At 70.0% G+C, this 5557-nt stretch carries 5 protein-coding genes and 1 pseudogene; all 6 read left to right on the forward strand.

Annotated features, from left to right (window positions below; genetic code table 11):
- Window positions 1–16 precede the first annotated feature (16 nt).
- Window positions 17–1165: an ABC transporter ATP-binding protein gene (locus tag PV721_RS40695; protein WP_319733527.1), complete on the forward strand. Its 1149-nt coding sequence runs from the start codon at window positions 17–19 to the stop codon at window positions 1163–1165.
- Window positions 1162–2100, forward strand: a complete 939-nt coding sequence (locus PV721_RS40700; RefSeq protein ID WP_416371287.1) for an ABC transporter permease — start codon at window positions 1162–1164, stop codon at window positions 2098–2100. The genes PV721_RS40695 and PV721_RS40700 overlap by 4 nt, the downstream gene beginning before the upstream one ends.
- Complete coding sequence (locus tag PV721_RS40705) at window positions 2100–2906, forward strand: ABC transporter permease (RefSeq protein ID WP_319733529.1); 807 nt, start codon at window positions 2100–2102, stop codon at window positions 2904–2906. Before PV721_RS40700 ends, PV721_RS40705 begins: the two co-directional genes overlap by 1 nt.
- Before the next feature lie 23 nt (window positions 2907–2929).
- Window positions 2930–4348 carry an FAD-dependent oxidoreductase gene (locus tag PV721_RS40710; RefSeq protein ID WP_319733531.1) on the forward strand — a complete coding sequence of 473 codons (1419 nt, stop codon included), beginning with the start codon at window positions 2930–2932 and terminating at the stop codon, window positions 4346–4348.
- Window positions 4349–4496: 148 nt separating this feature from the next.
- Window positions 4497–4961, forward strand: a complete 465-nt coding sequence (locus PV721_RS40715) for a hypothetical protein (protein WP_319733533.1) — start codon at window positions 4497–4499, stop codon at window positions 4959–4961.
- Between the two features lie 97 nt (window positions 4962–5058).
- Window positions 5059–5526, forward strand: a pseudogene (locus PV721_RS40720) (carbohydrate binding domain-containing protein); the annotation flags it as partial.
- Between the last annotated feature and the right edge of the window lie 31 nt (window positions 5527–5557).

A 5557-nucleotide genomic window follows, 5' to 3' on the forward strand; every position in this document is an offset into this window, starting at 1 on the left:
CCCCCGGGACCCATTCATGACTGACAAGACCGCGGGCGGCGACGTCCGCCTCTCCGGGATCAGCAAGCACTACGGCACCTTCACCGCCGTGCACCCGCTGGATCTCACCATCCCCCAGGGCTCCTTCTTCGCCCTGCTCGGCGCCTCGGGCTGCGGGAAGACCACCACCCTGCGCATGATCGCCGGCCTGGAGGAGCCCTCCACCGGCACGGTCCACCTCGGCGACCGGGAGGTCACCCACCTGCCGCCCTACAAGCGCCCGGTCAACACGGTCTTCCAGAGCTACGCGCTGTTCCCGCACCTGAACATCTACGAGAACGTCGCCTTCGGGCTGCGCCGCCGCGGCATCAAGTCGGTCAAGAAGCAGGTCGACGAGATGCTGGAGCTCGTCCAGCTCGGTCAGTTCGCCCAGCGCAAGCCGCACCAGCTCTCCGGAGGCCAGCAGCAGCGCGTCGCCGTCGCCCGCGCCCTGATCAACCACCCGCAGGTGCTGCTCCTCGACGAGCCGCTCGGCGCCCTCGACCTCAAGCTGCGCCGCCAGATGCAGCTGGAGCTCAAGCGGATCCAGACCGAGGTCGGCATCACCTTCGTGCACGTCACGCACGACCAGGAGGAGGCCATGACGATGGCCGACACGGTCGCCGTGATGAACGGCGGCCGCGTCGAGCAGCTGGGCGCCCCCGCCGAGCTGTACGAGAACCCGGGCACCACCTTCGTCGCCAACTTCCTCGGCACCTCGAACCTCATCGAGGCGAACGTGGAGTCCGCCGCGTCCGACGTCGTCGTCTCGGCCTCCGGCACCACCCTCCGGCTGCCCGCCGGCCGATGTTCGACCACACCCCGCGCCGGCGGAAAGCTGCTGGTCGGAGTGCGCCCGGAGAAGATGTCGCTGGTCCACGCCGACGAGGAGCACACCATCGCGGCCGGCCGCAACAAGGTCCCGGGCCGGATATCGAACTCCTCCTTCATCGGCGTCTCCACCCAGTACGTGATCGACAGCCAGGTCTGCCCCGAGCTGGAGGTGTACGCCCAGAACATCGAGCGGGACGCCCGCCTGGTCCCGGGCGCCGAGGTGATCCTGCACTGGAACCCGGAGCACACCTTCGGACTCGACGCCGCCCAGGACATCGACGCGGGCATCGAGACCGTCGAGGAGAGCGCGTGACCAGCCCCGCCACCGACACAGCGCCGCCCCTGGCGCCCGCCTCCGCCGAACCCCCGGTGCACAAGCCCTCCGTGCGCAAGCGGCTGATCCCGTACTGGCTGCTGCTCCCCGGCATCCTGTGGCTGCTGGTCTTCTTCGTGCTGCCGATGATCTACCAGGCCTCCACCTCGGTGCAGACCGGCTCCCTCGAGGAGGGCTTCCGGGTCACCTGGCACTTCCAGACGTACTGGGACGCGCTCACCGAGTACTACCCGCAGTTCCTGCGCTCCCTGCTGTACGCCGGCACGGCGACCGTGCTGTGCCTGCTGCTCGGGTACCCCCTGGCCTACCTGATCGCCTTCAAGGCGGGCCGCTGGCGCAACCTCCTGCTGGTCCTGGTCATCGCCCCGTTCTTCACCAGCTTCCTGATCCGCACGCTGGCCTGGAAGACGATCCTGGCCGACGGCGGCCCGGTGGTCGAGGTGCTCAACACCGTCGGTTTCCTCGACGTCACCAGCTGGCTCGGCATGACCGAGGGGGACCGGGTGCTGGCCACGCCGCTCGCGGTCGTCTGCGGTCTGACGTACAACTTCCTCCCCTTCATGATCCTGCCGCTGTACTCCTCGCTGGAGCGCATCGACACCCGCCTCCACGAGGCGGCCGGGGACCTGTACGCCCACCCCGCCACGGTCTTCCGGAAGGTGACCTTCCCGCTCTCCATGCCGGGCGTGGTCTCCGGGACCCTGCTCACCTTCATCCCCGCGAGCGGCGACTACGTCAACGCCGAACTGCTCGGCTCCACGGACACCCGGATGATCGGCAACGTCATCCAGTCGCAGTACCTGCGGATCCTCGACTACCCGACGGCGGCCGCGCTGTCCTTCATCCTCATGGCCATCGTGCTGATCATGGTCACCATCTACATCCGCCGAGCGGGGACGGAGGACCTGGTCTGATGCGCACACCCCTCACCTGGCTCCGGCGCAATCTGGTCGTCATCGCGGGGCTCGGCACGCTCGCGTACATGATCCTGCCGAACGTCGTCGTCACCGTCTTCTCCTTCAACAACCCCACCGGGCGGTTCAACTACGCCTGGCAGGAGTTCTCGCTGGACGCGTGGAAGGACCCCTGCGGGGTCGCCGACATGTGCGGCTCGCTCTCGCTGTCGCTCCAGATCGCGCTGTGGTCCACCCTCGCCGCGACCGCCCTGGGCACCGCCATAGCCTTCGCGATGGTCCGCTACCGGTTCCGCGGACGCAGCGCGGTCAACTCGCTGATCTTCCTGCCCATGGCCATGCCGGAGATCGTGATGGCGGCCTCGCTGCTCGCGCTCTTCCTCAACATGGGCATCCAGCTGGGCTTCTGGACGATCCTGATCGCCCACATCATGTTCTGCCTCAGCTTCGTCGTCGCCGCCGTCAAGGCGCGTGTCCTGTCCATGGACCCGCGGCTGGAGGAGGCCGCCCGGGACCTCTACGCGGGGCCGGTGCAGACCTTCGTACGGGTCACCCTGCCGATCGCGGCCCCCGGCATCGCGGCGGGCGCGCTGCTCTCCTTCGCGCTCTCGTTCGACGACTTCATCATCACCAATTTCAACTCGGGCAACACCGTCACCTTCCCCATGTTCGTGTGGGGATCGGCCCAGCGCGGTACGCCCGTGCAGATCAACGTCATCGGCACGGCGATGTTCGTCGTCGCGGTGCTGGTGGTCCTCGTCGGCCAGATGGTCGGCAACCGCCGCAAGAAGGCACAACCGAAGTAGAGCCCTGTAGGGAGTTGGAAGACATGGCCCCAGTCGCCATGCGTAGTGTTGCGAAATCCCTTTCCGAAGCGAAGCCGGTCTCGTACTGGCTGGACGACCCCGGCAAGCCCGCGCCGCAGCCGGCGCTGACCTCGGACGAGCGCTGCGACCTGCTGGTCGTCGGCGGCGGCTACAGCGGGCTGTGGACCGCGCTGCTCGCCAAGGAGCGCGACCCCGGGCGGGACGTCGTACTGATCGAGAGCAAGGAGGCGGGCTGGGCCGCCTCCGGTCGCAACGGCGGTTTCTGCGCCGCCTCCCTCACCCACGGGCTCGCCAACGGGCTGGCCCGCTGGCCGGACGAGCTCGCCCGGCTGGAGGAACTCGGCGCCCGCAACCTCGACGCCATCGAGGAGGCCGTCGCCCGCTACGGCATCGACTGCGACTTCGAGCGGAGCGGCGAGATCGACGTCGCCACCGAGCCGCACCAGGTGGAGGAGCTGCGCGAACTCCACGAGGAGGCGCAGCGCCTCGGCCTGGCCGGCGGCTCCGAATGGCTGGACGCGGAGGCGCTGCGCGCCGAGGTCGACTCGCCCACCTTCCTCGCGGGCCTCTGGGACCGCGACGGCGTCGCCATGCTCAACCCCGCGAGGCTGGCCTGGGGCCTCAAGCAGGCCTGCCTCGACCTCGGGGTGCGGATCTACGAGAACACCCGCGGCCTGAAGATGTCCGCGGTCGGCACCGGAATGGCCGTCCAGACCCCCTACGGCACGATCCTCGCCCGCCGGGTCGCCCTCGGCACCAACATCTTCCCCTCGCTGGTCAGGCGGATCCGTCCCTTCACGGTTCCGGTCTACGACTACGCGCTGATGAGCGAACCGCTGGACGAGGCCCAGCTCGCCGCGATCGGCTGGAAGAACCGGCAGGGGCTCGGCGACAGCGCCAACCAGTTCCACTACTTCCGGATCACCAAGGACCACCGGATCCTGTGGGGCGGCTACGACGCGATCTACCCCTACCGGGGGAAGCTCGACTCCGAGTACGACCACCGCCCCGAGACGTACCTCAAGCTCGCGGAGCACTTCTTCACCGCCTTCCCGCAGCTGGAGGGGCTGAAGTTCAGCCATGCCTGGGGCGGTGCCATCGACACCTGCTCGCGCTTCTCCGCCTTCTTCGGCACGGCGCACTCCGGGAAGGTGGCCTACGCGGCCGGCTACACCGGGCTCGGGGTGGGCGCCACCCGGTTCGGCGCCGACGTGATGCTGGACCTGCTCGACGGCCTCGACACCGAGCGCACCCGGCTGGAGATGGTGAAGTCCAAGCCGATGCCGTTCCCGCCCGAGCCCTTCGCCTGGACCGGGATCACCCTCACGAAGTGGTCGCTGGCCCGCGCCGACCGCCGCGGCGGGCACCGCAACCTGTGGCTCCGGACCCTGGACCGGTTGGGCCTCGGCTTCGACAGCTGAACGCGCGCGCCCCCGGCGCACACCGCCGGTCGCCGTGTGACCCGATGCACTGCCACGGAGTGACGAAACCCGCGTCATGGCCGCGCCCGGCCCCGCTCTCTCCCGGTGAGGACCCTTCACCGCGCACGAGACGAACGGAGGCCGGGCGATGACGTTCCCGGGGGCCAAGACGGCAGTGGAGTGGCTGGTATCGGTGGCGCCGGACCCCGGTGCCTGCCGGTGGGAGTGGGAGCGCAACCCCCTCGGGGTCGTCCTGCTGCCCGCCGGCCGGCTGTGGGACGTGCTCATCCTGCCCGGGGACCTGGGGCAGGCCGCCCTCGACGTGCTGCTGCTCATCACCGACCGGCCCGGCCCGGTGCTCGCCGACTTCGGCGACTCCCGGCTGGGCTTCTTCGTGCCCGCGGGCACCGCGTCCCGCTGGCTCGGCACGGGGGTGCGCGGAGCCGGGCGCGGGACCTGGATCGTCGTCCCCTATCCCGGCCGGGCCACCGACGGGGTGCGCTGGGCCGTGCTCCCGGACGGGGAAGGGACCCTCACCGACCCGGCCGTGCTGGAGCTTGCGATGCACGAGGCGGCCGCGAGCGTGCTCGCGGGGGAGGGCCGGACCTCTTGACAGGAGCATTGGTCTGGACCATGTTGGGCGCCGCTGTTCCCGTTTCCACAGCCTGGCTCCATCCCCCCACGCACCGGAGGCAGTTGTGCGCAGAGCCATGTCCCTCCTCACGGCCGCCGCCCTGGCGGCGGCCGCCTTCCTCGCCGCGGGACCGCCCGCCGCCGCTACGGACGCCGACCTCGTACGCAACGGCGGCTTCGAGGCCGGTCTCGACGGCTGGAGCTGCTCGGCGGCAGCCGTCGTCACCACGCCCGTCCACAGCGGAAATTCCGCGCTCAAGGCCACCCCGGCCGGACAGGACAACGCCCGCTGCTCCCAGAGCGTCACCGTCAGGCCCGACTCCTCGTACACGCTGGCCGCCTGGGTACAGGGCGCGTACGTCTACCTCGGCGCGAGCGGCACCGGTACCACCGACGTATCGGCCTGGACGCAGACCCCGGGTGCGTGGAAGCAGCTCACGACCACCTTCCGCACCGGCCCGTCGACGACCTCGGTGACGGTCTACACCCACGGCTGGTACGGCCAGCCCGCCCACTTCACCGACGACCTCACCCTGGTCGGCCCCGACCCGGGCGGACCAGGGTGAGGTCGTCGGT

Origin of the sequence: Streptomyces sp. MB09-01 (assembly GCF_033794505.1) — a bacterium.
Classification (GTDB): Bacteria; Actinomycetota; Actinomycetes; order Streptomycetales; family Streptomycetaceae; genus Streptomyces.

Excerpts from the sequence above, each read along its gene's own strand:
- PV721_RS40710 (WP_319733531.1), top strand. The coding sequence starts at position 2,930 with ATGGCCCCAGTCGCCATGCGTAGTGTTGCGAAATCCCTTTCCGAAGCG.
- PV721_RS40695 (WP_319733527.1), top strand. The coding sequence starts at position 17 with ATGACTGACAAGACCGCGGGCGGCGACGTCCGCCTCTCCGGGATCAGC.
- PV721_RS40705 (WP_319733529.1), top strand. The coding sequence starts at position 2,100 with ATGCGCACACCCCTCACCTGGCTCCGGCGCAATCTGGTCGTCATCGCG.
- PV721_RS40715 (WP_319733533.1), top strand. The coding sequence starts at position 4,497 with ATGACGTTCCCGGGGGCCAAGACGGCAGTGGAGTGGCTGGTATCGGTG.